General features: G+C 67.4%; 25 protein-coding genes and 1 tRNA gene. 14 read left to right on the forward strand and 12 right to left on the reverse strand.

Going from position 1 to position 23,347, the window contains the following annotated elements; translation table 11 throughout:
- Positions 1 to 11 precede the first annotated feature (11 nt).
- A complete protein-coding gene (locus tag ACMGFI_RS01430) occupies positions 12 to 1,028 on the reverse strand; it encodes a hypothetical protein (RefSeq protein WP_436906817.1) in 1,017 nt (338 codons plus the stop codon).
- Between the two features lie 551 nt (positions 1,029 to 1,579).
- On the opposite strand from ACMGFI_RS01430, the gene ACMGFI_RS01435 reads away from it, so the two are divergent.
- Entirely contained in the window at positions 1,580 to 2,377 is a 798-nt protein-coding gene (locus tag ACMGFI_RS01435; RefSeq protein ID WP_436906818.1) for a hypothetical protein, read from the forward strand.
- Between the two features lie 339 nt (positions 2,378 to 2,716).
- Here ACMGFI_RS01435 and ACMGFI_RS01440 read toward each other — a convergent pair whose 3' ends face one another.
- Complete coding sequence (locus tag ACMGFI_RS01440) at positions 2,717 to 2,902, reverse strand: hypothetical protein (protein ID WP_436906819.1); 186 nt, start codon at positions 2,900 to 2,902, stop codon at positions 2,717 to 2,719.
- A gap of 63 nt (positions 2,903 to 2,965) precedes the next feature.
- Positions 2,966 to 3,040 (reverse strand) — tRNA-Ile (locus ACMGFI_RS01445).
- A 101-nt stretch (positions 3,041 to 3,141) separates the two neighbouring features.
- Here ACMGFI_RS01445 and ACMGFI_RS01450 point away from each other — a divergent pair.
- On the forward strand, positions 3,142 to 3,648 hold the full coding sequence (locus tag ACMGFI_RS01450) for a macro domain-containing protein (protein WP_436906820.1): 507 nt from the start codon (positions 3,142 to 3,144) through the stop codon (positions 3,646 to 3,648).
- 34 nt (positions 3,649 to 3,682) lie between these two features.
- On the opposite strand, the gene ACMGFI_RS01455 is transcribed toward ACMGFI_RS01450, so the two are convergent.
- Entirely contained in the window at positions 3,683 to 4,546 is an 864-nt protein-coding gene (locus ACMGFI_RS01455) for an ATP-grasp domain-containing protein (protein WP_436906821.1), read from the reverse strand.
- A 128-nt stretch (positions 4,547 to 4,674) separates the two neighbouring features.
- Here ACMGFI_RS01455 and ACMGFI_RS01460 point away from each other — a divergent pair, with 128 nt between their 5' ends.
- Positions 4,675 to 4,821, forward strand: a complete 147-nt coding sequence (locus ACMGFI_RS01460) for a hypothetical protein (RefSeq protein ID WP_436906822.1) — start codon at positions 4,675 to 4,677, stop codon at positions 4,819 to 4,821.
- A gap of 395 nt (positions 4,822 to 5,216) precedes the next feature.
- Here ACMGFI_RS01460 and ACMGFI_RS01465 read toward each other — a convergent pair whose 3' ends face one another.
- Positions 5,217 to 5,747: a 50S ribosomal protein L16 gene (locus ACMGFI_RS01465; protein WP_436906823.1), complete on the reverse strand. Its 531-nt coding sequence runs from the start codon at positions 5,745 to 5,747 to the stop codon at positions 5,217 to 5,219.
- 159 nt (positions 5,748 to 5,906) lie between these two features.
- On the opposite strand from ACMGFI_RS01465, the gene ACMGFI_RS01470 reads away from it, so the two are divergent.
- Positions 5,907 to 6,905 (forward strand): glutathione S-transferase family protein, encoded by a 999-nt coding sequence (locus tag ACMGFI_RS01470; RefSeq protein WP_436906824.1) that lies wholly within the window; start codon positions 5,907 to 5,909, stop codon positions 6,903 to 6,905.
- Between the two features lie 69 nt (positions 6,906 to 6,974).
- On the opposite strand, the gene ACMGFI_RS01475 is transcribed toward ACMGFI_RS01470, so the two are convergent.
- The gene (locus ACMGFI_RS01475) at positions 6,975 to 8,072 is read right to left on the reverse strand and encodes a hypothetical protein (RefSeq protein ID WP_436906826.1); all 1,098 of its coding nucleotides are present in this window, start codon (positions 8,070 to 8,072) and stop codon (positions 6,975 to 6,977) included.
- Positions 8,073 to 8,285: 213 nt separating this feature from the next.
- On the opposite strand from ACMGFI_RS01475, the gene ACMGFI_RS01480 reads away from it, so the two are divergent.
- The 5 genes from ACMGFI_RS01480 (at position 8,286) to ACMGFI_RS01500 (ending at position 12,413) form a co-directional block, all read left to right on the forward strand.
- Positions 8,286 to 9,254: a beta-ribofuranosylaminobenzene 5'-phosphate synthase family protein gene (locus tag ACMGFI_RS01480; protein WP_436906827.1), complete on the forward strand. Its 969-nt coding sequence runs from the start codon at positions 8,286 to 8,288 to the stop codon at positions 9,252 to 9,254.
- 115 nt (positions 9,255 to 9,369) lie between these two features.
- Positions 9,370 to 10,212 (forward strand): RAD55 family ATPase, encoded by an 843-nt coding sequence (locus tag ACMGFI_RS01485; RefSeq protein WP_436906828.1) that lies wholly within the window; start codon positions 9,370 to 9,372, stop codon positions 10,210 to 10,212.
- Positions 10,213 to 10,335: 123 nt separating this feature from the next.
- The gene (locus ACMGFI_RS01490) at positions 10,336 to 11,271 is read left to right on the forward strand and encodes a hypothetical protein (protein ID WP_436906829.1); all 936 of its coding nucleotides are present in this window, start codon (positions 10,336 to 10,338) and stop codon (positions 11,269 to 11,271) included.
- A gap of 4 nt (positions 11,272 to 11,275) precedes the next feature.
- Entirely contained in the window at positions 11,276 to 11,986 is a 711-nt protein-coding gene (locus tag ACMGFI_RS01495) for a DUF8135 domain-containing protein (protein ID WP_436906830.1), read from the forward strand.
- Positions 11,987 to 12,089: 103 nt separating this feature from the next.
- Positions 12,090 to 12,413 carry a transcription factor S gene (locus tag ACMGFI_RS01500; RefSeq protein ID WP_436906831.1) on the forward strand — a complete coding sequence of 108 codons (324 nt, stop codon included), beginning with the start codon at positions 12,090 to 12,092 and terminating at the stop codon, positions 12,411 to 12,413.
- A 36-nt stretch (positions 12,414 to 12,449) separates the two neighbouring features.
- On the opposite strand, the gene ACMGFI_RS01505 is transcribed toward ACMGFI_RS01500, so the two are convergent.
- Positions 12,450 to 12,710 (reverse strand): MarR family transcriptional regulator, encoded by a 261-nt coding sequence (locus ACMGFI_RS01505; RefSeq protein ID WP_436906832.1) that lies wholly within the window; start codon positions 12,708 to 12,710, stop codon positions 12,450 to 12,452.
- A 133-nt stretch (positions 12,711 to 12,843) separates the two neighbouring features.
- On the opposite strand from ACMGFI_RS01505, the gene ACMGFI_RS01510 reads away from it, so the two are divergent.
- A complete protein-coding gene (locus ACMGFI_RS01510; protein ID WP_436906833.1) occupies positions 12,844 to 13,305 on the forward strand; it encodes an SHOCT domain-containing protein in 462 nt (153 codons plus the stop codon).
- Between the two features lie 109 nt (positions 13,306 to 13,414).
- Positions 13,415 to 15,280, forward strand: a complete 1,866-nt coding sequence (locus ACMGFI_RS01515; RefSeq protein ID WP_436906834.1) for a receiver/sensor box histidine kinase — start codon at positions 13,415 to 13,417, stop codon at positions 15,278 to 15,280.
- 80 nt (positions 15,281 to 15,360) lie between these two features.
- Here the strand turns inward: ACMGFI_RS01515 and ACMGFI_RS01520 are convergent, their stop codons facing one another.
- The 4 genes from ACMGFI_RS01520 to ACMGFI_RS01535 form a co-directional block, all read right to left on the reverse strand.
- The gene (locus ACMGFI_RS01520; protein WP_436906835.1) at positions 15,361 to 16,224 is read right to left on the reverse strand and encodes a hypothetical protein; all 864 of its coding nucleotides are present in this window, start codon (positions 16,222 to 16,224) and stop codon (positions 15,361 to 15,363) included.
- Positions 16,225 to 16,533: 309 nt separating this feature from the next.
- Positions 16,534 to 16,902, reverse strand: coding sequence for a hypothetical protein (locus ACMGFI_RS01525; RefSeq protein WP_436906836.1), 369 nt, complete (start codon positions 16,900 to 16,902; stop codon positions 16,534 to 16,536).
- Positions 16,899 to 18,008, reverse strand: a complete 1,110-nt coding sequence (locus tag ACMGFI_RS01530) for a hypothetical protein (RefSeq protein ID WP_436906837.1) — start codon at positions 18,006 to 18,008, stop codon at positions 16,899 to 16,901. The genes ACMGFI_RS01525 and ACMGFI_RS01530 overlap by 4 nt, the downstream gene beginning before the upstream one ends.
- Positions 18,009 to 18,226: 218 nt before the next feature.
- Positions 18,227 to 19,102 (reverse strand): ZIP family metal transporter, encoded by an 876-nt coding sequence (locus tag ACMGFI_RS01535; protein WP_436906838.1) that lies wholly within the window; start codon positions 19,100 to 19,102, stop codon positions 18,227 to 18,229.
- A gap of 110 nt (positions 19,103 to 19,212) precedes the next feature.
- Between ACMGFI_RS01535 and crtID the strand changes: the two genes are divergently transcribed.
- From crtID to cruF, 3 genes are read left to right on the forward strand one after another with little or no spacing between them, the layout of a single operon-like run.
- Positions 19,213 to 20,766 (forward strand): bifunctional phytoene desaturase/3,4-desaturase, encoded by a 1,554-nt coding sequence (gene crtID / locus ACMGFI_RS01540; protein ID WP_436906839.1) that lies wholly within the window; start codon positions 19,213 to 19,215, stop codon positions 20,764 to 20,766.
- 30 nt (positions 20,767 to 20,796) lie between these two features.
- The gene (locus tag ACMGFI_RS01545) at positions 20,797 to 21,675 is read left to right on the forward strand and encodes a prenyltransferase (RefSeq protein ID WP_436908823.1); all 879 of its coding nucleotides are present in this window, start codon (positions 20,797 to 20,799) and stop codon (positions 21,673 to 21,675) included.
- Complete coding sequence (cruF, locus tag ACMGFI_RS01550; protein WP_436906840.1) at positions 21,665 to 22,588, forward strand: bisanhydrobacterioruberin hydratase; 924 nt, start codon at positions 21,665 to 21,667, stop codon at positions 22,586 to 22,588. Before ACMGFI_RS01545 ends, cruF begins: the two co-directional genes overlap by 11 nt.
- A gap of 82 nt (positions 22,589 to 22,670) precedes the next feature.
- Here the strand turns inward: cruF and ACMGFI_RS01555 are convergent, their stop codons facing one another.
- Positions 22,671 to 23,327 (reverse strand): HAD family hydrolase, encoded by a 657-nt coding sequence (locus ACMGFI_RS01555; protein WP_436906842.1) that lies wholly within the window; start codon positions 23,325 to 23,327, stop codon positions 22,671 to 22,673.
- Between the last annotated feature and the right edge of the window lie 20 nt (positions 23,328 to 23,347).

Here is a 23,347-nt window from a genome sequence, read left to right on the forward strand (position 1 = left end):
GGGGTTAGAGATTATCCAATGCTCTTCACAACTCTGTAGAGGCGGCCAAGTTGCGGTGGTAAAATTAGCAACAAAATGGCGAACAGCATTAGAATCAGTCCTGCTACTAGATTTAGCGGACTAGCATATTGCAACAGAACTTCCGTAAAATCGTATCCCTCCGGTGGTTGCATAGCGTTATATGAAAATCCGAACATAAACCAACTAATTCCGATAGCAGTACCGGCGATAAACGGAAGGTACCGCCATGTTCCGACAACATATAGGGGACCTGCAGTTATCTGATTTAATCGACTCACGAATCTTCGATATGCGATCTTTGGCGGGTCGTCTTCCTCACACAATTCTTCTACAAGTATTGGTGCTACGGTCAAGTATGAACCAATCCCAGCGAGTAGAAGCAGAGGGGCCGCTCTCTTTGGGAGATCTACGGTTCCGAAATAGACTAAGAGGCTACTGACAATGATTAGGAGAAGATATAGTATGAGAGATAAGGTGAGATGCCACCCTTTTTCTTGGACATCAACTGAATCAAGCGCAATACGACCAGTATTGGCGATATGCCGAGCGGCAGGTACAATCCAAATGGCAGTAGTCTTGATCAGCATCTGAGTATATTGGTGTTTGTAAGCCTGATACGGGGACATCTGTTGGCTGAGGCCCAGCATTGTGGTAAACAGTATCGTAGACAGAATAAGAACAATCCAGAGAGAAAATCTATCAAGATTATCAAAACCCTGTTCTGCTTGTTCTTCTGCCCAAGAATCGAATTTTAGGTAATATGTGGTGGTCAAAAGGCAGAACGCCATAGTGCTCAATAACCACGCTGGTTTTCCACCTAACTCGATTAAATCATTTATCATAGACATGCCGTCTTCCCTAGAAAGGCGAACCGCTTGTGAGAGAATAATGCTATAGAGTATTGTTGCAATAGAATACCCAAAGATAGCGGCTACAGTAACACGCAAAAGCGGATTTGTTGTAGTCGCTGGGACTTTTTGGGCAAGGGAGGAAATACCAGAGCGCATTATGTTCGTTCTTATCCATATCGAATATTATTGATTTCGGTTAATCCGACTCGGTTAGCTCTATTTTGTCTGTAAAACAGAAGACCGAAACCTTCGAAATGTTGCTTTATATCGTCTCTACTGAGGATATTAGTTCACCTAAAACCCTATCTTTTCTCAAAGTAGTGTATCGAGTTTACATCGTCATTGTGAAAACCGATGTACGGCACCCGGATGTAAAGGTGGAAACGAAAACCCAACCCCCATACTATGTATAGACACTCCCTTCTTGATTTCCCAGATTCCCAGACGATCTCGCCTACTTTGCTCTCGATAGATGGTATTCCTCCCGACACCAGAGACGTGCTAACCGCTAGACAGCGCGCTGATGTCTGTCTGTCGGTGTCTACCGCCTCCCCTTTACAGCCCATCGCACCTGCTCGCCTTGATGGCGAGCGACGCACGCCATGGGCCGCGCCGTGAGAGTGGCCGGAAGAGTGTATATATAAGACGCGCGATAGGCGCGTCTGAATAATCTTCAATACAATCCTCGACAATCAGTCTAAGAAGACATGAGAGTTCTACTGGATACCATGGTTTGGGTATCTCTCAAAGAAGATAGGAAGTTTCTTGAAGATTTCATACGAACCTACAGAAACCATGATATTGAGATTGTCTTTAGCCACGGGAACTTTCTCGATCTAGTCAGACGGGAAAATCAGGATAAATTGTCGGCCATAATTGGAATGTTTTCCGATGAATACCTCGGTCCATTTCGACTTGAGCCTGAGGGAGAATATATCCACTCAGATGAACCTCTCGTGCTCGCTTTGATTGACGAAGAGTGGTACGAACATTGTAAAGTGGGGACAAGAGGCTACAATAATATTGAGACACTGCGGTCAATGTTTAGAGACGGTGACTTTGATGCAGAACCTGCCTCGTCCGTCTTGTCTGAGTTCATTGAAGATCTTCGAGGATTGGAAGATTTAGAATTAGAGGGGCACTTTGAGGTCCCTGAAGATGTCTCAAAGGAGGTAGCCTCTAAGAAGATTGGCCTATTCGCAGAATATACTCAAAACCAGTCTGACGGGTTGGAGCAGTTTGAGGATTCTAGGGTACCTCTGAAAAAATATGTATTCGGAATGTCAATGATATACATCTCTGAAACATACCACGAACCGGAGCCTGGCGATTACAGAGATGCAATCATCTGGTCTCAAGCGATCTATTGTGATTGTGATATTCTATGGACCGAGGCTCAATGGAAGTACGAACACCCAATAATTAAACAGGTGATGGAACGGTTGAATCGGAAACCACTTGATGTAGTCCACAACTTCGAAGAGTTTCAGAAACAACTCCAGTGATGGATGTGGAAGCTAGTTAGATGTCTGAAATTATGTATTTCTAATCAAAGCTGGAAAGTTTCAACACCAGACTCTGAGAGCGGTGCGGTGTATTTTGATGATGTGGCCTTAGCCACACCCCTAAGTGGAAACGTGACCGCCCCGGTCGGGTTTCCACTCGGGCGGTGGCCGAGGCCCATCGCCCACAGCCCACCACGCCCCGGCTCGACCACGCCGATCTCTCTTGCCACCCCGGCAGACACCCCGCAAACGAGGCGAAAATACCCGGAAAATAGAGATTTCGAGAGTGTCGCCACTACCCACGAACCGGGACGTTCCCGGCCCGCGGGAGGGTAGCGGCTACGCCAGTAGCCGCCAGGCGTCCACCCGGCAGTTCTCCCCGTCCGGCCGGGTCCACTTCACCACGGCAGAGCGGAACCGCTCGGCATCCTGTTTCGCGTCGGTCCACATCGAAAAGGCGCGCTTCGCCAGGAACGACGGCGAGGGGTCCGCGTCCGGGTCGAGTTCACCGAAGCGGATCTTCATCCGCGCGTCGCTCTCGTTTCAACAGACGATACGGTAGCGGTCGCAGAACGCCGAGAAGTCGAGTGGGCCCGCCCGGATTTGAACCAGGGACGAAGCGGTTATGAGCCGCTCTCTCTAACCGGACTGAGATACGGGCCCTCGCGTCTAGCGGTTCCGGACGCCCGCCCTTTAGCCTACCGGGTTCGTACGCCCCGCGGCCCGGGAACGCCTTTTAGCCACTCGCGCCCGGACCCTCGGGTATGGAGTTCGACACCGTCCAGGGCGACATCGCCGCCCAGTCGGCCGACGCCTTGGTCAACGCGGCGGGGACGAGCCTGCGGATGGGTAGCGGCGTCGCAGGCGCGCTCCGTCGGGCTGCCGGAGGCCCGATCAACGAGGAGGCGATGGACAAGGGCCCGGTTGACCTCGGGGCCGCGGCGGTCACCGACGCCTACGAGCTCGACGCCGACCACGTGATCCACGCCGCCGCGATGCCCCACTACGGCGACGGCCGGGCGACCGCGGAGTCGATCCGCGACGCGACGCGCAACGCGCTCGCCAGCGCCGACGACCTCGACTGCGAGTCGGTCGTCGTCCCCGTGCTCGGGACCGGCGCCGCCGGCTTCGAGTTCGCCGAGGGCGCCCGGATCGTCTGCGAGGCCGTGGATGGGTACGATCCCGACACGCTCTCGGACGCCCGCGTCATCGCCTACGCCGACGAGGAGTTCGCGGAACTGGAGCGGATCGCGGAGGAGATCCAGGGCTGACGGGAGCTGATGGGACCGGACGGCCGCGCGAGTCTCACCGCCGTGCCGTCCGGCGGACCAGGTCGGCCAGATCGTCCCAGAAGCCGTCGGCGTACTTCTCGGCGTCGTCGATGGTCGGGCGGGCGTTGGTCTCGTTGACGACCGCGCGGTCGTCGGTCACGAGCAGGTCGACGCCGAGAAAGGGGATGTCCAGCGCGTCGGCGGTCCGCTCGGCCAGATCGCGGAGTTCGGGGTCCAGATCGACGCGGCTGGCCTCGGCGCCGCGGTGGACGTTGTGCTTCCACTGGCCGGCCGCGAGGGCGTCGTCGGGGAGCCGGCGCTCGACGGCGCCGACGTACTCGCCGTCCAGCACCATCACGCGGTAGTCGGTCGCGTCGGGGAGGAACTCCTGGACGAGGAAGGACTTGTCGCCAGTGGCTCGAAAGTCGTGGACCAGATCGAGGTAGTCGACGACGCCCAGAAGCGAGTCCAGGTCGCCCGCCTTCGCGACACCGACGCCGCGGGTCGTGGAGTTGGGCTTGACGACGACCGGCGAGTCGAGCGGTTCGACGGCCTCGATGACCTCGGACTCGTCCGCGGGGTTCGAGACCATGACCGTCTCCGGGACCGGCACGTCGGCGGCGGCCAGGCGGGCGATAACCCCCGCCTTGTTCCGCGAGCGGAGGATGCACTCGCGGTCGTTGACCCAGGGGACGGCGAGCGCGGCGTCGGCGACGCCGCCCTCCATCAGGCGCGGCGGGAAGACGAAGCCGGCGTCGAACTCGCCCCAGGGCGGGTCGGTCAGGTGGACCGTCCGCTCGCGCGAGCGGACGTGGTCGACCGCGATGTCGCGGTCGGCGAGCGGCCCCCGCATCCGCTCGTACGTTTCGGCGTTGGTGGCGACCGCCAGCCGGAGCATACCCGCCCGTTTGGATCAGCCCCACTTAGCACCTCCGCTCGCTCGTACCGTGGCTGTGGTCGATAGGGGTGGTGAGAGCCCTCGACCTGCTGGCAAGCCGTCGTCTCCACTGCCGGTAACGACGGTCGATGAAAGCCCTCGACGCGCTCGCCCTGAACCGGATCGACCGCAGGAGACAGCAAGCGATGAAAGCCCTCGACGCGCTCGCGGTCGCTGAGCGACATATCCGCGCTCTCCGCACCGCCCGCGCGGATAGGGGTCGCTCAGGCGACTGAACTGCACGCGAGCGCGCCTCGCCCTTTCAGTCCGCCAGGGACAGCGACCGCACGGCGACCGCTCTGCACAGCGCCGCAGACGACCACGAACCTCCCCAGCCGATTGCGCTCCGCGCGCCTGCGGCGTGCGGTGCTCATCCCTCGCGCGGCTTCGTCGCGCGCATGAAAGCGCGCGACAGCGCGCGCCACCGCAGTTCATATCACTGGTAGAGAAATCGGAGCCGAAAACGTCCACGCATGGAGTCGACGACCGGGACGAGCGCGCGGAGACTCGTCAGTGGTCGACGGGGAGAGACCGAGAGGAAGGCCGGCTCATACGGATTATTGCAAGCGTTTACCGGGTCGACCGCACGACTGCGTGCGGTCGATCCCGGAATGTCTTGCAATAATCCGTATCAGGCGATCAGCAGTTCTTCGCCGCGCTCGACCTTGATGCGGCAGGGCGGGGTGATCTTGTTGTAGGCGCGGCGGTAGGCCTCCTTGACTTCCTCGGCTTGGTCGACGTCGCAGTAGGCCGTGAAGAGGCGCTCGCCGGACTGGATGCGCGCGGCGGTGCCGACGATCTTGCCGAACGACTGGCGCATCCCGTCGGAGACGCGGTCCGCGCCGGCGCCGGTCGCCTGTTTGTTCTCCCGGATGACCTGGTGGGGGAACTTCCGGAGGACCATCTTGTAGTTGCCCTCGCCGAGCTCCTTGATCAGGTGGCGGTTGGCCGACAGCCGGGAGGCCTCCATCGAGCCGTGACGGAGCTGGACCGACTCTTCGACCACGAGGCTGATCTGGACCGGGTAGTCCTCGGGGTCGGAGTTCTTGTCGCCCATCTGGTGCTGTGCGATCTTCGAGCCGGGAATACCCGTGATGTACTCCCGTCGGGTGTACGCGGGCTTGTCGATGTCCCGGTACATCGAGGCAGGTTTTTCGGCCATAGTCTTGCCGTAAACGAGTCCGAGCGCGTGGATAAAGCCTTCGAACCCGGGCGGGCCCCTGCGAACGCGTGGCACCCGGCGACCGCGGTGGACGCGCGTCCGGTTACTCGCGTGTCACTGGTGCCCTTTTGAGTGTCGCGGCCCAACGGACGACCAGCCATGAACAAACTCGTCGACGGCGAGTGGCGGACGGACGCCGAGGAGTACACGAACGACGACGGGGAGTTCGAGCGCGGGGAGACGACGTTCCGCGACCGGGTCGAGGACGACCCCGACGCGCGGTTCCAGCCCGAGGCCGGCCGGTACCACCTCTACGTCTCCTACGCCTGCCCGTGGGCCCACCGCACCCTGCTGATCCGGTCGCTGAAGGGGCTCGAAGACGCCATCTCGGTCGACGTGGTCGACCCCTACCGCGACGACGACGGCTGGCAGTTCACCCCCGAGAAGGAGGGCTGCACGCCCGACACCGTCAACGGGAGCGACTACCTCCGAGAGGTCTACCAGAAGGCAGACCCCGACGCGACCTGCCGGGTGACCGTTCCGGTACTCTGGGACAAACAGGAGGAGACCATCGTCAACAACGAGTCCGAGGAGGTCCTGCGGATGATCGACACCGAGTTCGACGACATGGCCGAGCGCGACGTGGACCTCTATCCCGAGGGCTACCGCGATGAGGTCGACCGGATCATCGACGACATCTACGAGCCGATCAACAACGGCGTCTACCGGGCGGGCTTCGCGAGTTCCCAGGAGGCCTACGACCGGGCCATCGACGACCTGTTCTCGGCGCTGGACCACTGGGACGAGGTGCTGGCCGACCAGCGCTACCTCGCCGGCGACCGCCTGACCGAGGCGGACATCTGCATGTTCACGACGCTGGTCAGGTTCGACCAGGTGTACCACACCCACTTCAAGTGCAACGTCAAGGCGATCCACGAGTACGAGAACCTGTGGCCGTACCTGCGTGACCTCTACCAGACGCCCGGAGTGGCCGAGACGGTGAACATGGACCACATCAAGGAGCACTACTACACGACCCACCCGGACGTGAACCCCAAGCGGCTGATCGCCCGCGGGCCGGACCTGGAGTTCGACGCCGACCACGACCGCGACGAACTGCCCGGGAGCCCGCCGAAGGAGCTCCTGCCGCTGGCGTAGCGGATTCGATCCGCGGCGACACGCGCCGGCCGGTCGCCCTCGCCGCCCCGCGTCGCTCCCGCCCGTCGGTCAGTCGTCGCGGTCCCGCCTCGACCGCGCCGGTCGACCGGACCGACCCCCGACGCGGGCCGCGAGTTCGCGGTCCAGCGGCGAGTCGGGACGCGTCCGCATGGCGAGGACGGTGCCGTCGTCGAACGTCGCGGTGACCGTCCGGCGGCGCCGCCGGACCACCTCCAGCCCGTCGAACTCGTCGCCGTTGCGGACGGCGTGGACGACCAGGGCGAACCCGCCGACCGTCGCCAGCGCGAACAGCGGCGGAAGGATGGTCCCTTCGAGCGCGACCAGTGCCGCGAACGGGCCGACCGCGAGCGCACCCGTCCCCCAGCGGCCGAGCGGGTCGGCGCCCGCGCGACCGCGGAGGCGCCGCTCGATCCCGCCGAGCGCGTCGGCGAGCGTAGCGAGCGGGTCGAACCTGCGGAGCCGGTCGGTCAGCGTCCGGCCGTTCGGGGCGACGCCCTCGCGGTGGACGTGGTCGGCAGCGATGGCACCGCCGGCGGTCGCCAGCGCGAGCGTCGGCGTCAGCGGGTCGGCGGCCGTCCCGAGGACGCCGAGGAAGGCGACGACCGAACAGAGGTAGCCGAGAGCGCCGAGGAGGCGGGCGTCGCGGCCGCGCACGCCCAGCGTCGCGTCGACGGAGCTGCGGACCGCCGTCAGCCGGTCGAGGCCGACGCTGACCAGGCCGTCGTCGGTGACCGCGAGCAGCCGGTCGTCGCTGAGGCCGACCGCGGCGTCCCCGCCGCGGTCGCCGAGCAGTCGCGCGCCGTCGACGGCCTGCAGCGACTCGTCGCGGCGGAGGTGACGGCGGACGGCCGCGGTCTCGCGCCCGGTCGGCGACGCGGGTCTCCACGGTTCGACGGTCGTCGCGTCGGCGGCGGCCGCCAGCAGGCCGGCGTCGCGGCCGTCCGTCCCGTCGTCGGCCTCGGGGTCGCGGTCCCCGCCGCCAGTCACGGACGGGAACCGACCGTCGGTGGGTCGCGATCCGTCACCCGTCTCCGGGACCGACGGACCGGCGTCGTCTCCAGTCGACGGCGCCGAGCCCGTCCGCTCCCCCTCCCGGTCGCGAGCGGACTCGTCCCGGCGGTCGCCGGGCGGTCGTTGCTCACTCATGCCCGGGGATACGCCGTCCGACACCGATTGTAAATGGCGGCTTATCGACGCCAGCGGCCCGGTTCGGACGATTCGGTCGGCCCGCCGAACCGACGGTCGAGGGGTCGGACGCTCCGGCCCGCCAGCGGGGTCGGCGGGGCGAGCGCGTCGCGGACTCCGGCGACGCCGGCCGGTGTCGAAAGGCCGTAGGACCGGGGCGGCGACGGTGGGGGTATGACCCGGGTCACGGTCGGCAGCCGCCTCCACGCCGGCTTTCAGAACCTCTCGCTGGCACACGAACGCCTCTACGGCGGCGTCGGCGTCGCGCTCGCCGAGCCGCGGCTCGACCTGCGCGCCGAGCGGGGCGACGCCGTCGACTGCGACGACGAGGCGGCGCGGCCGTACGTCGAGCGGGTCGTCGACCACCTCGACGTGCCGGGGGCGACCGTCCGCGTGGCCGAGCGCCCGCCGCGCCACGCCGGTCTCGGGAGCGGGACCCAGCTCGCGCTGGCCGCGCTCGTCGCCGTCGCCGGTGCCTACGACATCGAGGTCGACCCCCGCGAGCGCGCGCCGGCGCTGGGCCGCGGCGGCCGCAGCGGCATCGGCGTCGCCACCTTCGAGTCGGGCGGGTTCGTCGTCGACGGCGGTCACCCGACCGAGCGGTTCACGACCGCGCCGCCCGCCGAGGGCGAGTGGACGGTCCCGCCGGTCGTCGCCCGCCGTGACCTCCCCGAGTCCTGGCGGTTCGTCCTCGCGGTCCCCGACGCCGGGCCCGGCCGCAGCGGCGACGAGGAGGACGAGAGCATGCGCTCGGTCGTCGAGCGGGCCGACCCGGGCATCGCCGAGGAGATCGCCCTGCTGGTCACCCAGGGGCTGCTCCCGGCGGCCGCGACGGGCGACCGGGCCGCCTTCGGGAGGTGCGTCGCGCGCCTCGGCCGGCTCAACGGCGCCTGGTACGCCGACGAGCAGGGCGGCGTCTACCGCCCGCCGGCGGGGGCGATCATCGACGCGCTCTCCGAGCACCCCGCGGTCGCCGGCGCCGGCCAGTCCTCGTGGGGCCCCACCGTCTACGCGCTGACCGACGCCGAGTACGCGGCCGAGGTGGCCGACGCGGCGCGGGCGGCGCTGGCCGACGCGGCCGAGGGGGGCCGCGTCGTCGTCTCGCGGCCGCGCAACGAGGGTGCGACCGTCGAGGCGGACTGACCGGCGGGGCGGACGACCGGCGGGGCGGACTGACCCGCAAGAGCGGCCGACCACAGTTTCAGCGAGCGAGAACCGCGGCGCAACAGGTAAACGGCCGGGGTCGAACAGTGGGCGCATGGACCGGATACCCTTCGGGGTCCGCCAGCTCGACACGACGCTCGGCGGGGGCGCGCCGACGGGGAGCGTCGTCCTCGTGGCGGGCGAGGGCGGCGCGGGGTCGCGGGAGTTCCTCCAGACGAGCACGCTGATGAACGCCCTCGCCGAGGTCGACGGGGAGTTACACGACCTCTACTACGGCGACGTGGCGGCCGGCGCCGCCACGCCGGAGGAGGTCCACTTCGTCTCGTTCACCGCCGACGAACGGCGCTTCGCCGAGGAGGTCGGGATGACCATCGACGACGACATCGTCGACGCCGGCATGGAGGCGGTCCGGTATCACGACCTCTCCGAGCAGTACTTCCACCAGAGCCCGGTCCCGCGGGACTGGTACGCCGAGGAGACCGCCGACATCCGCGACCTCCGGGCGCGCCAGGAGCGCGACGACATCCTCGGCGTACTCGGGGAGTTGCTCGTCGAGCACGCGCCGGGGAACCTCGTGGTCATCGACTCGCTGTCGGACCTCATCAGCACCGCCGGCCGCAACGAGAACGTGAACTGGTCGGACGTGGTCTTCCTCATCAAGGGCCTCCAGAAGGGCGCCAACGAGTGGGACGGCGTCATCCTCGCCCACGTCGGCCGGGAGACGGTCTCGGACACGGAGTACGGCCAGCTCGTCGACAGCGTCGACGGGACCCTGGAGTTCGAGTGGGCCAGCGGCGGCTCCACTCGCGCGCGGACGCTCGTCGTCAAGCAGTTCCGCGGCGTCCTCTCGGGGATCGACGACGAGAACATCGTCCAGTTCGAGACCGAGATCGGCGACGGCGGCTTCGACATCAGCGACGTGCGCAAGATCCGATAGCGGGATCCGGATCTGAAAACGACCAAGAGACGCCCATTGGAGCGGTTTCGCCGCACCCCCCGAGTTCGATTTTCGAGAACCGGTGGCAAACCCTTAACTGCCTACTCGCGTCAAGGGGAACTAATGGCGAGCGAGTCGTCGGACGACGCCGGCGTGTCCGTGTCGCTCCCCCCGGACGTAGAGGCCTGGCTGGACCGCAAGGCCGCCGACCTGGGCGTCGACCGCGAGGCCGTCGTCGTCCAGTTGCTCGCGTCCTACCGCGCCGCCGAGGAGTTCGACGACGGGGACGTGGCCGCCGCCCTCGGCGGCCGGGACGTGGAGGGGGAAGTGCGGGACGTGATCGCCGAGCGACTCCCGGACATCGCCGACGCCGTCGCCGAGCGCGTCGACGACGGGAGCGAGGACATCGACGCCGTCGAGGAGGGGCTGTCGGCGGAGATCGACCGCGTCGAGTCCGAGTTCACCGACAAGATACAGGACGTGCGCGAGCGGGTGGTCCAGGTGAAACGCGAGGCCGACGGCAAGGCCGAGGCCGACCACGCCCACCCGGAGTTCGGCGAGCTCGCGACGCTCTCGACGGCCGTCGACGACCTGGAGTCGTCGCTGTCGGCCCTCGAATCGCGGGTCGACGAGGCGGCCGACGACGCCGCCGCGGCCGAGCGGCGGGTCGACGACCTCGACGACCGCGTGAGCGAGATCGAGGAAGCGACCGGCCGCCTCGACGAGGTCGAGGAGCGACTGCGGACGGTCGCGTGGGTCGTCAGCGACCTCCGCGAGGCCGAGCAGGCGCGGTCGAGCGGCACCGACGCCATCGACCGCCTCAAGGCCAGCGCCGCGGAGCTCGACGTGGACCGGGCGGTCTGCGGGAACTGCTCGCAGGCCGTCGACATCGCGCTGTTGCACGAGCCGAAGTGTCCCCACTGCGACGCGACCGTCAGCGACGTGGCGCTGCCGGGCGGGCTGTTCGGCAAGCCGAAGCTGACCGTCGCGCGCAAGCTGGAGGCCGGCGACGAGGACGACAACCGTCCGAACGTCCCCGACGCCGCCGACGGGAGCTGATACCGTGAGCGACGACTCCGACGACACCGGCGACGGCCGGGACGGGGCCGACCGCGGCGACCCCTTCGATTCGTTCGACGAGTACCGCGACCGCGAGGGCGACCCCTTCGACTCGCTGGGCGAGGGCCCGGACGACGACCGGAGCGGCGGGACCGGGGGCGACGACCCCTCGGACGACCCCTCGGACGACGAGGAGTCCGCAGCCCAGGGGCCGGCGACCGGTGCCGACCCGGACCCGTTCGAGTACGTGGACGACCGGGACGGCGGGAGCGAGCGGACCGATAGCGGAGGCGTCGGCGAACCGCGCGACAGCGGGGCCGGGGACGACTCGTTCGGCGGGCGGGGCGAGGACCCGCTCGCGGACGTGGAGGTCTCGGAGGGCGACCCCTTCGAGTCGGCGTCGAGCGCCTTCGAGCGGTCGGGCGTCGAGGGGATCGACCCCGACGAGGTGTGGGACCGGCTCACCGCCGAGCCCGACGCGGACCCATCGACCGGCGGGGAGGGCGAGGTCGACCCGCCGGACGGCGACGAGGACGACGTGGTCACGGTATCGAAACACGGCTACTGCGAGGGCTGCGAGCACTTCTCGTCGCCGCCCGACGTGACCTGCACTCACGAGGGCACGGACATCCTGGAGTTCGTCGACATCGACAGGGTCCGGGTGAGCAACTGCCCGGTCGTCGAGGAGCGGCGCGAACTCGAAGAGGACGCCTGAGCGGGGCCGGGAGAGGACAGGCGGGACCGCCTGCCGGTCGCCCGGACGGACCACCACGAGAGCGGGGTATACTTACGGCCGGGCGGCCAACGGGCGTGGTACCATGCAGTTCTGCGACGACTGCGGATCGATGATGCACTCCGAGGGCGGCGAGATGATCTGCAAGAGCTGCGGCGCCACGGCGGGCCGCGACGACGAACTGGCCGAGCAGTTCGTCAGCATGGCCGAGCAGTCCGGAGAGGAGGTCGTCGAGACCGAAGAGGGAGCCAACTTCGAGGGGAAACCGACGGACAAGAGCGTCACCTGCGAGGACTGCGGCCACGGCGTCGCCTGGTACACGATCAAGCAGACCGGCTCCGCCGACGAGCCGCCGACGCGATTCTTCAAGTGCAAGGAGTGTGGCCACCGCTGGCGGGAGTACAACTGAGCGCCGGACGACCGGAGATAGCGACCGGCCAGTCCATCACCGCGCGGTCGCCTCGGGGCTGACGGTCCAGTAGGCCCCGCGGTGGCGGACGAGGCCCCGGTCTTCGAGCCGCGCGAGGGAGACCCCGACGCTCCCGCGGGGGACGCCGGTGCCCTCGCAGATCTCGGCGGGCGTGAACGCCTCCGCGCGGCGCTCGGTGAGGAAGGCGAGCACGCGGTCGGCGTTCTCCGAGCCGGCCGCGGGCGGGCGAAGTCTCTGCTCGGGCGTCTTCTCGAACTGGTCGATACTGATTGGCATAGACCCTCTACGCCGGCTGCGAGCTTATCGCTGTCGGCGCCGACGGGATGCGCGCTCGGGGCCGCCCGAGGCGGCGGCCGACCGGACGCGGTCGTCCCCGAGAATTATGACGCCCGGGCCGGTAGCGTCGGCCATGAGCGACGGGACGGACGACGCGACCGAGGACCCGATGGAGGCGCTCGTCGGGATCGTCGCGGTCGCGACGCTCCCGCTGGCGGCGCTGGCGGCCATCTTTATCGGCGGGGACGCGGCCGCCGTCGTCGCCATCGTCGGGTGGTTCTTCCTCGTGCCGGTGCTGGGGATCCTCTCGGACCACGTCGACCTGCGCGAGTACCTCGGCGAGCGAGGGGACCGGGACCGGACGGTCGGCGGGGCTCGCGGCGACCGGGACGAGGCGGACGACGCCCTCCAGCGGCTCCGGGAGCGCTACGCGACCGGCGAGATCGACGACGTCGAGTTCGAGCGCCGCCTCGAGCGCCTGCTGGAGACGGAGGGGGTCGAAGTACCGGAGGGCGCCGGCCTGACCGACTCCGCCGGGGCGGGCGTCGACCTGTCGGCCGAGCGCGAGCGCGAACCCGAGCGCGAGCGGGAGTGAGTCGGTCCGGCCGAACCGGAGCCCGGCCACCGCCGTACTCGGCGCGATCGTTCTTCTAGCTGATACTCACCCCCAAACCGTTTTATTCGGCCTGTGCGTTGGATCGCTGATGAGTCGGTCGTCACCGGACCCGATCCGGGTCCTCCACGTCGACGACGACCCCGAGTACGCCGGTCTCGACGCCGCGGTCGAGGCGGCGGACGAGTCGCTCGCCGTCGAGGCGGTGGCGGACGCCGAGGCGGGGCTGGAGCGCCTGGCCGACGGCGGATTCGACTGCGTCGTCTCCGAGTACGACCTGGCGGGTCGCGACGGCGTCGCCTTCCTCGACGCCGTCAGGGCCGACCACCCCGATCTCCCGTTCGTCCTGTTCACCGGCGAGGGGAGCGAGGCGGTCGCGAGCGAGGCCGTCTCCGCGGGCGTTACCGAGTACGTCCGGAAGGGCGTCGACGCCGACGGTCCGACGGAGCTGGCCGCCCGGATCGAGGCGGCCGTCGAGTCCGCCCTCGCCGAGCGCGAGCGGCGGCGGCGCTTGGAGGCGATCGACGCCGCGCGGGAGGGGATCGCCATCATCGAGGAGGACGGGACCTTCAGCTACGTCAACGATGAGTACGCCGACCTCTACGGCTACGATCCCGAGGAGATGGTCGGCGAGTCGTTCGAGATCACGTACCCGGACGGGGCGCTGGAGACGGTCAGGGCGGACGTGATGCCCGCCGTCGAGGGGACGGGGTTCTGGCGCGGGGAGACGACCGGGCTCCGGGCCGACGGCACGACCTTCGTCGAGGACCACACGCTCACCAAGACCGAGGGCGAGCGGCTCGTCTGCAGCGTCTTCGACAAGACCGACCGCGGGGGCCACGAGGACGCCATCGAGGGGATCCACACCACCGTCCGCGGGCTCATGGAGGCGACGACCTTCGAGGGCGTGGCGGAGACGCTGGTCAGGGCGGTCCGCGACGTGGTCGGACTGCCCAACAGCGCGGTCCACCGCTACGACGAGGACGCCGAGGCGCTGGTCCCGGTCGCCTGGACCGACGAGGGCGAGCAACTGCTGGGCGAGGTCCCCTCGATCCCGCGCGACGAGGGGCTCGCGTGGGAGGTTTTCGAGGCGGGCGAGCGCCGGGTGTACGACGACGTGTCGACGGTCCCCGGCCGGTTCGCTGAAGACACGCCGATCCGGAGCGAGCTGATCCTCCCGCTGGGCGACCACGGCGTCCTCCTGGCCGGGTCGAGCGAGCCCGAGGCGTTCGACCAGGTGGACGTCACGCTGGCGGGGACGCTCGCGGTCCACGCGACGACGGCGCTGGACGGCATCCGCTCGGAGCGGGAACTCCGGGCCGAGCGGGAGGCGCTCGAACGGCAGAACGAGCGGCTCGAACGGCTGGCCGGCATCGTCAGCCACGACCTGCGCAACCCGCTCACCGTCGCGAAGGGGCGGCTCGAACTGATCGCCGACGACAGCGACGACGAGCACGTCGCGGCTATCGATCGGGCCCACGAGCGGATGGAGACCCTGATCGAGGACCTGCTGGCGCTCGCCCGGGAGGGGGAGGGGGCGACCGACCCCGAGCCCGTCGACCTCGCCGCCGCGGCGCGGGAGTGCTGGGACCACGTCGAGACCGGCGAGGCGACGCTCGTCGTCGACGCCGCGTCGACGGTCCGGGCCGACCCCGGTCGGCTCCAGCAGTTGCTCGAAAACTGCGTCAGGAATGCGGTCGATCACGGCGGCGGCGACGTGACCGTCACGGTCGGCGACTGCGAGGGCGGGTTCTACGTCGCCGACGACGGCCCCGGGATCCCCGAGGGCGAGCGCGAGCGGGTGTTCGAGGCCGGCTACTCGAACGCCGACGGCGGCACCGGCCTCGGGTTGAACATCGTCGCGGGCATCGCCGAGTCCCACGGCTGGGACGTGGCGGTCCGGGAGAGCGAGGGCGGCGGCGCGCGCTTCGAGTTCACCGACGTCGAGACCGTCTGAGAATCGGCTCGACGCGGAGCTCGGTGGCGGCCGCGAGCGAGCGGGTGAGTGGCACCGACCGAGAGTGACCGCACCGGCGGTCACTCCGCGGCGTCGGCCGCGGCGGCGGGCCCTCCGGGACCCTCGCCGGCGAGACGCCAGACCAGTTCCGCACCGGCGGCCAGGGCCATTGCCGCGACGCCCACGAGGACGAACGCGGTGATCACCTCGTCGGCCAGGAAGACCGGGCTCCCGTCGGGCGGTTGCGGCGGGAGGTCGTCCGGCGGCGGGACCACGTCGGTCGCGCCGATGAACTCCGGGCGGACGTAGGTCCACGGCGGGACCGCGAGCAGGGCCGCGGCGAGGAACCAGACGGCGTGGGCCCGGAGCCAGCCCAGCGGCGCGCGGACGAGCAACAGGTACGCGCCGAGCGCGACGGCGAAAAGCGGGAGCGTAACGAGCGACCAGTACCCCAGCAGGGCGGTAGCCGCGAACCCCGCGAACACCGAGACGCCGCCGAACGTCGCCAGGCGACTCGGCAGGCCCTCGCGGTCGCGGGACCCCCGTTCGAACAGTCCGCCGGTGCCGCTCGCGACGAGGAAGCCGCCGGCGACCAGCGGGGGCCAGGCCCAGAGTGTGACCGGGACGACGAACGCCCACCCGGCGAGCGCGCCCATCGCACAGAGGTGGGCGCCGACGAGCGCGCGCGAGCGGGCCCTGCCGGACCACCAGAGCAGGGTTACACCGAGCGAGACGGGGACCGAGAGGACATAGGCGCTCCACTGGACGAGCGTCGGGCAGTCCGCGGCCGCGCAGTAGATCGACGGCGCCCAGAGAACGGACAGACCGGCGGCCCGCGCGTAGAGGATCGGTACCAGCGATCCGAAGCTCACGAGGGCGAGCCCCCAGCCGACCCGGCGGTCGTAGTCCGGGTCCTTCGGTCGGTGCACCGGCGGGGAGGCCATACGGCGCGCTTGCGGCGGCGACAGTAAAGGTCTGGTGGCGGTCGAAGGTAAGGGCGAATAGTGCGGCGAGAGTGATATCCTCCAGCGACTCCGGAGAGCGTTATGCCGCGTTGAGACCGGCAATACCGAGTCAAACTGCGACTCAAACGCCCGCTGACGACCGAGGCTAGCGGTTTCGGATCATGTCGACCTAAACGGGCAGTGGGAAGGCATTGAGTCGACAGCCGGCAGCGAATGCGAACAGAGGTGTCAATCCACGTTACTCATTGCGGTCGGGAACACCCAGGGTCTGGACAGAACAACGGATTTTCAGGATATCAGAATGTATTCCAACCAGAACGCTCCTATCGAGAGGGCCACCACGATCGGCCAGAGGCCGAGATACAGCGTACCGAATGGCTCTCCGGGCCCACGCCGAATTTCCGTTCGAACGACGAGGAACCAACAGGAGGTGACGACAAGTATCGGGCTGATCGTTCCGTAGGTGAGATACAGATACATCGGTACGGACCCGAGGAAGAAGCTCCCGAGGGCGATCCACACCTGCGATCCCCGCGTCAGAGACTCCGTATCGAAGTCGTAGTCGAAGTAGCGTATGATGAAAACGGTCACAGCGGAGTGGAAGAGTCCAGCAGCGAGTGTTCCGAAAAGTGTGACCTCTTTGAGGCTGCCACTCACGTCGCGTTCATGCCGATGATACGACCCTGTTTCCCGTCACAGCCCTCGAAACAGCCGTTACCGGCGTCGACGAAGCTTCGGTTGAACTCCTTTTGGGTCCACTGATCAAGGACGATATCCCGAACGTCGTTGAACATCCAATGTGGTCCGTCACCGACGATCACGCCGTGGTCAAACGGGTCGCAGTGCGCCTGCCCGACGACGCGATGTTCGAAGTCGGTCCCTTTTGTCTCGAACAATCGGACGTGGTGTTGCTTCGTCGGGATCCAGATATCGACGCCCTTTGTCGGTTCGGTGGTGGCACTATGGTCAGAATCACCAGCCGAGTCACGCACGTTGATCACCACACGGTTTTGCGACAAAAGCTGAAAGACCCGGATCCAGCCGTCTGAGATGAAGTGGTTGGCGACCTGTCGAGCCGTTTTAGTAGTCGATGAACTTTTCCAGACGAGATTGATCGGGGACGAGGGTCGATAGCCGGTCGTTTCAAGCTTCCAGTTGCGCTCTTTCGAGTAGGTGAACAGGGGACCACTGTAGTCGTCGTGTCCCGAGCCGATAGCGAGGTCGGGGCGAACGAGTCGCAACAGTTGCTCGACGGCAAGACACTCCGGCATCTTCCAGATCTTAAGACCATGGTTGTCAGCACAGTCCCGCTGTTCGATCACGTACCGGATCGTGTCGAGAGAGACATCGCGGAGAGCCCCCAACAACTCGGGCGAGAAGGCCATTGGCCACTCGTGTCGCTCTATGTAGCCTTCGTTGATGAGATATTGGATTGGTTCCGGTGGCCACGAGACATCCCCACCGTCGGCGGCGATCGGACTCCGCGGCGGTTCAAGGTCGAGTTCTGAACGGATATCGTATCTGTTGGTCTGTCGCCACCGTTCGCGTACCGTCTCGGCGTCCATGGTGGCAGTTTGGTCGATCCGGTCCTTGACTAACTCTCTCGGGATACCGGCCTTTTTCGAGTGAAAGACGGAGGTTCCGAACGTCTCTTCGACGGGCTTGGAGGCGACAGTCGTCTCGTGGTGGTACCAGCGGCCGTCTTCGAACGGGGTACTGTCCGTGTCAAACTCCTCGTCTGCGGGCCAGACCCAGTGAATCACCGCGCCTTCGTCCGCCGATTGTTCCAGTGTTTCGGGGCTAAACTCGTGATCGTTCAGTGCTGATCGACACTGACTCAGTTCCAGACTGCGAATCCATCCAGGGAGCATAATCTGACCTATGCGAACAGCCCTTACATCGCTACCGTCCAGTTCCAAACGAATGATACCATGACACTTTCCGACCGGAAGTCAGACGATAAGGTCCCAATGATGATTTCTCAGGCCCAGAGCGCGACCCAGGCGACCACGACGGCCGCCGCGCCGACGACCGTGCTCCCCACGGCGTGGAACCGTAACCGATCCAGCAGTTCGTGGGACTCCTCGCTGAGCGAACACACTTCGTCGATCTCCGAGCCGGCGTCGCAGTGAGGGAGGAAGTCCATGGCGACGTGGAGGAAGATGCCCGCGGCGAAGCCGAAGACGACGGCGTTGAGGACCGGGACCTCGGGGACGGGGAGCGCGGCCGTCGGGATGGCGGTGATGCCGACCCCGGCGGCGGGAAGGAGGAGCGCCGAGACCGGCTTGCCCGCCCGCTGCATCCGGCGGGCGGCGGCGTAGCCCGCGGGGCCCTTGTGCGAGACGATGGCGAGCCCGAGCAGCAGGCCGAGCGTCGGCATCGAGCCGTAGACGAGGCCGATGATCAGGCCGGCCGAGAGCGCGTGGGCGGTGATCTGGGCGGTCGTCACGTCCATCGGCCAGTCGTAGTGCGAGAGCCGGTGGCCGACGACGTGGCCGCTGTAGCCGACGACGATCCCCGCGGCGATGCCGGCCCCGCCGATCTGGGGGGCGCCGGCCGACCCGCCGATGCCGATGGCCTGGGGGACCAGAAACATCGCGGCGCTGGTCACCATCGCGCCGCTGGCGAGCCCGTAGCCCCAGACGAGCCGCTGGGGGTCGGTCTCGGTCGCCCGCGTGCCGAGGTACGTCCCCGCCGCCATCGCCGCGAACGCGACCCACCCGACGACCAGCACCTTCCACGTCTCGGCCAGGGCCGCCACGACCGACAGCCCGATCAGGACCGCGACGCCCGCGCCCCCCACCAGCGAGAGCCGCCCGGCCGCGTTATTAACATCCAGTGTTTCGTTAATACCCATCGTTTAGCAACACGGACACTGTTGTTAATAAGGCTGTCGCTCGGGGCCGGTCGGGGACCGCAACGGGTTGGGCACCCCCTTTTTCAGTGGCGGGCGCCGATAGGCGGGTAATGGCAGGGCTCTCGGGACGCGCGGACGGCGAGTCGGTGACGGTCGTCGGCGGCGGCGTCGGCGGCCTCTCGGCGGCGGCCTATCTCGCGGACGCCGGCGCCGACGTGACGCTCGTGGAGAAAAACGACCAGCTCGGCGGGCGCGCCAGCCGCCTCGAAGCGGACGGCTTCCGCTTCGACATGGGGCCCTCGTGGTACCTCATGCCCGACGTGTTCGAGCGCTTCTTCGGCCACTTCGGGAAGACCCCCGGCGACTACTACGACCTCGAACGGCTCGACCCGCACTACCGGATCTTCTTCAAGGGCGAGGGGCCAACTGCAGGCGACGGCGAGCGGGTCGACATCGCCGCCGACCGGGCGAAAAATCGGGAGCTGTTCGAGTCCATCGAACCCGGCGCCGGCGAGGCGTTCGACGAGTACCTGGCGACCAGCAAGCGCCACTACGAGACGGCGATGGAGAAGTTCGTCTACGAGGACCGCTCGTCGCTCCGGGACTGGGTGGACCTCGACGTGATGCGCGCGGCGCCCATCGGGATCAAGCTCATGCGCTCGATGCAGAGCCACGTGGAGAACTACTTCGAGGACCCCAAGCTCCAGCAGATCATGCAGTACACGCTGGTGTTTCTCGGCGGCTCGCCCCGCAACACGCCCGCGCTGTACAACATGATGAGCCACGTCGACTTCAACATGGGCGTGTACTACCCCGTCGCGAACGAGGCCGACGAGAACGGGGACCATCCCGGCGGCATCGGCATCGTGGTCGACGCGTTCGTCGACCTCGCCCGGGAACTCGGCGTCGACTTCGAGACGGGCGTCGAGGTCACGGAGATCACTCGCCGCAAGCGGGGATTCCTCGTGGCGGACGAGACGGGGGCCGAACGGCGGCCGGACCGCGTGGTCGTCAACGCCGACTACGCCCACGCCGAGCAGGAACTGCTCCCCGAGCACGAGCGCCAGTACGACGCCGACTACTGGGACGACCGCACCTACGCCCCCTCGGCGTACCTCCTCTATCTGGGCGTCGAGGGCGACGTGCCCGAACTGGCCCACCACACGCTCGTCCTCCCGGACGACTGGGACCCCCACTTCGAGAAGATCTTCGACGAGCCGGCCTGGCCGGACGAGCCCGCCTACTACCTCTGTGTCCCCTCGAAGACCGACGACACCGTCGCGCCGGAGGGCCACAGCAACCTGTTCGTCCTCGTGCCCATCGCGCCCGGCCTCGACGACACGCCCGCCCAGCGCGAGCGCTTCCGGGAGCAGATCCTCGACGACGTGGCCGAACACGCCGACACCGACCTCCGGGACCGCATCGTCTTCGAGGAGGAGTTCTGCGTCTCCGAGTTCGTCGACCGCTACAACGCGACGGAGGGGACGGCGCTCGGGCTGGCCCACACGCTCCGCCAGACCGCGCTGTTGCGGCCGCCGAACCGCTCGACGGCGGTCGACGGGCTCTACTTCACGGGGTCGTTCACGACCCCCGGGATCGGCGTGCCGATGTGTCTGATCAGCGGCCAGCACACCGCGCAGGCGCTGGTCGACGACGCCAACTAAGCCCCTCCGAGTAGTATGTCCGACGACGCGATGGCCTCGCTGACCGCACGCCTCGGCGCGCTCGCGCCCCCCGACACCACCGTCGGGTACCTCCTGCGGCTCTCGCGGCCGCGGTTCTGGCTGTACCTCGCGGGCCCGGCGATGGTCGGGACCGTCTTCGCCGCGCGGTCGACCGCGGAGCTGTTCACGCCGCTGACGGTCGCGCTGGCCGCGTACTTCCTCCTTCCCGCGAACGTCTTCCTCTACGGCGTCAACGACGTGTTCGACGCCGACATCGACGAGGAGAACCCCAAGAAGGATGACAAGGAGGTCCGCTACCGCGGGAGTCGCGCCGTCGTCACCGCAGTCCTCGCCAGCGGCGTCCTCGGGATCGCCCTCGTCCCGGTCCTGCCGACGGAGGCGGTCTTCGCGATGCTGGCCTTTCTCGCCCTGTCGGTGCAGTACAGCGCCCCGCCGTTCCGGTTCAAGACCACGCCGCTCCTCGACTCGCTGTCGAACGGGCTGTACGTCCTGCCGGGCGTGGTCGCCTACGCGACCGTCGCCGGGCGATTCCCGCCGACCGCCGCCGTCGCGGGCGCGTGGCTGTGGACGATGGCGATGCACACCTTCTCGGCCATCCCGGACATCGAACCGGACCGCGCCGCGGGCATCGAGACGACCGCGACGCTCCTCGGCGAGGGGGCCACCTACGGCTACTGCGCGGTCGTCTGGGCGGCCGCCGCGGCGGTCTTCTGGCGGGTCCACCCCTACTGGGGCGGCCTGCTCGCCGTCTACCCGGTCTTCACCGCCGCGGTCGCGCTGTCGGACGTGTCGGTCGACCGCGCCTACTGGTGGTTCCCGCTTCTCAACACCGCCGTCGGGACGGCCCTGACGATGGGCGGCCTCTGGGTGATGCTCTATGGCGCCTGACTGGGTCGAGCGGGCGGGACTGCCCGCGAGCGGCGCGCTCGACCGCGACCGCGTCGAGGCGCGCCTGGATCGCCTGGTCCGCCGGAACCGGTTCACCATCGCCGTCGTCTTCCCCGTCACCGGCGCGGTTCTCCTGCTGGCCAGCGCGCTCGGGTGGTTCGCGCCCGCGGTCGGGGCGCTCCCGTCCGCGCTCGCGACCCGCCTGGCGTGGCTCCCCGACGCGCTCGCGTTCAACCCCTGGCTCGTGCTGGTGGGCGTCGTCGTGATGCGCCTGCCGCTCGTGGCCGGCGTCGCGCCGCTGGTCGACCGGCGGGCGACCGCGGCGCTGCTCGCGCTCGCGGCCTACGCCTACGGGATCGAGTTCGTCGGCGTCACGACCGGCTGGCCCTACGGCGCCTTCGAGTACGGCGTCGCCCTCGGGCCGATGCTCGGCGGCATCCCGCTCGCCTTGCCCGTCTTCTTCTTCCCCCTCGTCCTGAACAGCTACCTGCTCTGCCTGCTCCTGCTGGGCGAGTTGGCCCGCAGTCCCTGGGTCCGGCTTCCGGTCGTCGTCGCAACCGTGGTGGGGATCGACCTGGTGCTCGACCCGGGCGCCGTGGCACTGGGCTTCTGGACCTACGACGGCGGCGGGCCCTTCTACGGCGTCCCCTGGAGCAACTACGCCGGCTGGGTGCTCTCGGCGACCGTCGCCGTCGCCGCCTTCGACTGGGGACTGGACCGGGAGGCGCTGCTCGCGCGGCTGGACGACTGTCCGTTCATACTCGACGACATGGTGAGCTTCGTGATCCTCTGGGGCGGCGTCAACGCCGCGTTCGGCAACTGGCTCCCGGTCGCGCTGGCGGCCCTGTTCGGGCTGGGGCTCGCGGTCACCGACCGTTTCGACGTGCCGACGCGGCCGCGGTGGGTGAAGTAGTCACTCCGAGCGCGGCGGAGACCTCACGGTGGAGGCCCCGCGGCGATGGCCCCGGGACGCCGGTCGGCCGTTCCGTCGCGAGTCAGCCGCAGATGTCGTGGAGGCGGTCGAGCGAGTCGATGTCCCACGTGGGCCAGACGTTGAGGTCCCAGTCGGTGCGGTGGGGGCGGCGGATGAACGCCGAGTCGATGCCGGCGTTGTGTGCCGCCTCGATGTCCGACTCGTTGTCCCCGACGTACAGCGCCGAGTCGGCGTCCAGGTCCGCCAGCGCCCGCTCGATGTAGTGGGGGTTCGGTTTCCGCAGCGTGAGGCTCTCGACGGTCGCCTCGCGGCCGTAAGCGGTGTCGAAGTGGCCGCCGAGGTCGAAGTGGTCGAGGAGGAAGTCCACCGTCTCCTGCTGGTTCGAACTGACGATCCCGGTCGCTACGTCCAGGTCCGCCAGCGTGTGGATGTCCCCGTAGGGCGTCTTCCGCCCGGCGCGGGCCTCGTCCTGCTGTGCGCCCGAGACCGTGCTGTCCCGGGTGCGCCAGAACTCCTCGGGCTCGAAGCCGTAGGTATCGCAGACTGTGTTCACCCGTTCGGGGGTCGCTCCGATCGTCATGTCCTCGACGTGGTCGGTGTCCGGGTCGGACACACCGAACTGCGCGAACGTCTCCCCGGTCGCCTCCCGGAGGACGTCGAACCGCGTTCGGCCCACGAGGACACCGTCGTTGTCGAACACGACGGTATCGTACGTCATACGCCTCCTGCGCGGCCCGC

The organism is Halosimplex marinum (genome assembly GCF_051414075.1).
Taxonomy (GTDB): Archaea; Halobacteriota; Halobacteria; order Halobacteriales; family Haloarculaceae; genus Halosimplex; species Halosimplex marinum.